At 46.4% G+C, this 442-nt stretch carries 1 protein-coding gene; it reads right to left on the bottom strand.

Annotated features, from left to right (window positions below):
- Positions 1–442 (bottom strand): type II/IV secretion system ATPase subunit (locus tag E7X56_RS11630; RefSeq protein WP_167879542.1); only part of this gene is annotated, 442 nt, incomplete at both ends.

Below are 442 nucleotides of genomic sequence, written 5' to 3'. Positions count from 1 at the left end.
GTAATCAGGACGTTGCCTGAGGGAGGATTTTAGCAGGGCTTCAAGTTCAATACTTCCCACTTCATCACGGTTGAAGCTCTCCCTTGTGACGGTGGGGATCCAGTTCACATGAGGTAGCTGGACCTCACGTGTGTCTTCAAGTGTAACAATACGGGTACTTGAAGGTATGAACATACAGATAGCATTCAATGCGGAGGTCTTCCCAGTAGCAGTCCCACCACACATGAGAATATTCTTTCCATTCTCCATGTAAAGCCAGAAATGCGCCATAACCTCAGAAGAGAATGTTCCCCATGCGATAAGGTCCAGAGGAGTCAATGGAACCTTCTTTTGCCGTCGTATAGAAAATGAGCTTCCTTTAGGACTGATGTCGTGACCGAATGTGATATTGATACGTGAACCATCTCGCATGGTAGTATCCAGTATTGGAGTCGATTTGGAG

Source organism: Methanococcoides sp. NM1 (assembly GCF_900774285.1).
Lineage (GTDB): Archaea > Halobacteriota > Methanosarcinia > Methanosarcinales > Methanosarcinaceae > Methanococcoides > Methanococcoides vulcani.
The sequence above is the reverse complement of the archived record's forward strand: the minus strand, read 5'-3'. Positions and strand labels throughout refer to the sequence as shown.